Genomic DNA, 2,058 nt, shown 5'->3' with positions numbered 1-2,058 from the left:
GACGGAGCGGCCGCGGACGTCACCGACCAGCTCCAGGAATCCGGGAACTTCCGCGTAGCGGGCCAGGGTCAGGGCCTTGAAGCCCTCGAACGCCTCGCCGATCCGGTCGTACTGCTGCTCCGCGCTCGTGCTCACGATGCCTCCCGTGACGGGTCCGGTGTGATGTCTGGCGCGCAGTCTTCCGGCGGGGCGCCGGCCGGCCGACTGACAGGACGCACAAAGATCGCCGGGGCGTCTCGGGTGCGTGCACAAGGCTCAGGGGCACAGGCGGGCACGAGCGGGCAGGGGCAGGCGGGCACGGGCGGGCGCGAGTCGGAACCGGTGGGCCGCGCCGCGGTGAGTGCTCAGCGTGGCCCGTAGTACATCCCGAGGAACTCCTCCATCGCCGCGTCGACACCGGCGCGGTCGCCCGTCGCGAGGAGATCCAGGAGCAGGCCGCGGACCGTGGCGAGGCCGAGGCGTGCGCGGCTCTCGGCGGTGGCGCGGTCGGCGCCCGCGGCGACCTCGGCCGCCACGAGCGGCTCGAGCCAGTCCGCGACGAGACCGTCCAGGAGCGGTGCGGCCTCGGGCCGGCCGTGCAGTGCCCGGCCGCAGATCTCGAAGAACAGCCTTTCCTGGCCCGCGAGTCGGGGATCGGTCAGTCGGCGCCACAGGCGGCGGGCCGCGTCGGCCGGGGAGAGGCCGGGCTCGGCCCGCAGCGCGGTGAGTGTGTCACGCTCCCGGCGCTCCGCCGCACGCACGATCTCGACGAGCAGCTGTTCCTTGCTGCCGAAGTAGTGGATCAGCATCCGATGGCTGACCCCGATCGCGGCGCCGAGCCCGCGCAGACTGAGATCGGCGATGCCGTGCGCCGTGACGTGATCGACGGCCGCCTCGAGGAGCCGGACGCGCCGGTCGCCGTCCGTCCCGCGCTCTTCGCTCGTGTGCACCACGGCGCGAGTGTACCCACGGCTACACCGACGATGTACCGTGTGGTACATGAGGCCTGTCACCGTGTCCGTCGATGTTCCCCACGCGCCCGAGCCGGTCTACGCGTTCCTGGATGTCATGGCTCACCACGAACGCTTCACGAACCACTACCTGACCCACTGGCGCTGCACCGGCCCCGACCGCGGGAAGGGTGCGGCCGCCACGGTCACCGCGGCGCTCGCGGGCGCCAGGACCGACGTCACGATCGAGGTCGTCGAGGCCGACCCGCCCCGGCGCATCGTCGAGCGCAATGTGAGCGCGGGCGGCGCCCGTGTCGCGCACGGCACCTACGTGATCGAGCCGGCCGTCGAGGGAGGCAGCCGCGTCTCGTTCACGTACGCGTGGGAGAGCGCGCCGCTCGCCGACCGGCTCTTCGCGCCGTTCGTCCGGCGGGTCATGCGGCGGGCGAACGCGACGGCGATGTGGCGCCTGGCCGTCGCGCTGGAGCGGGACGCCGCGTCCGGCACGTCCGGCACATCCGGTGCGTCGTGAGGACGTACGCCGGCGGGCCGGTGTGAGGGCCACCGCCCGTCCGCCGCGCACACCCGGTCAGCACACGGGCAGACCGGGCACCGGCTGGTCGTTCTGGCCGCCCTTGAGATAGACGGCGCTGACGTACACGTTCGCGTTGCCCGAGTCGTCGTCGGTCTTGGCCCACCAGACGTTCGTCCACTTGCCGTAGGTCTCGCGGTGGGCGAGCTTCACCTGGCAGAAGAAGTAGTTGGTGCCCTGGTTCAAGGTGCCGACCGCCCGGTGTCCGGAGTCGTAGGACGTGGCGGCCCGCCACACCTCGCAGTTGACCTTGCCGCCGCCGATGGACGCGCACGCGGGCGCCGGTGCGCCGTCGTCCGAACCGCCCGAACTCCCGCCGGAGCCACCGGAGTCGCCGGACCCGCCGCCCGAGGTGCCCGCACCGTCCTTGCCGCCGGAGCCGCCCTCGTCCCGGGAGCCGTCCCCGGGCGCCTTGCCGCCGCTCCCGTCACCGCTCGGCGACGGCTTGCCCGACGCGGTCGCCGAGCCGCTCGCCGACGCCGCCGGGCTGGACGACGCGGCCGACGGACCGGTGCTGCCCTTCGCGTCATCGGAGGC

2 protein-coding genes and 2 pseudogenes are annotated in these 2,058 nt (G+C 73.6%); 1 reads left to right on the top strand and 3 read right to left on the bottom strand.

The genetic code is table 11. The features are described 5' to 3' along the window. Together GTW43_RS38735 and GTW43_RS36150 are read right to left on the bottom strand one after the other, a co-directional pair. Window positions 1–135: pseudogene (locus GTW43_RS38735) on the bottom strand (class I SAM-dependent methyltransferase); the annotation flags it as partial. A gap of 209 nt (window positions 136–344) precedes the next feature. After that, window positions 345–932: a TetR/AcrR family transcriptional regulator gene (locus GTW43_RS36150; protein WP_343246231.1), complete on the bottom strand. Its 588-nt coding sequence runs from the start codon at window positions 930–932 to the stop codon at window positions 345–347. 46 nt (window positions 933–978) lie between these two features. Here GTW43_RS36150 and GTW43_RS36145 point away from each other — a divergent pair, with 46 nt between their 5' ends. Further along, on the top strand, window positions 979–1,461 hold the full coding sequence (locus GTW43_RS36145; RefSeq protein WP_161306207.1) for an SRPBCC family protein: 483 nt from the start codon (window positions 979–981) through the stop codon (window positions 1,459–1,461). A 57-nt stretch (window positions 1,462–1,518) separates the two neighbouring features. Here GTW43_RS36145 and GTW43_RS36140 read toward each other — a convergent pair. Beyond that, window positions 1,519–2,058 (bottom strand): annotated as a pseudogene (locus GTW43_RS36140) (serine/threonine protein kinase); the annotation flags it as partial.

The sequence above is a fragment of the Streptomyces sp. SID5785 genome, from assembly GCF_009870065.1.
Taxonomy (GTDB): domain Bacteria; phylum Actinomycetota; class Actinomycetes; order Streptomycetales; family Streptomycetaceae; genus Streptomyces.
The sequence above is the reverse complement of the archived record's forward strand: the minus strand, read 5'-3'. Positions and strand labels throughout refer to the sequence as shown.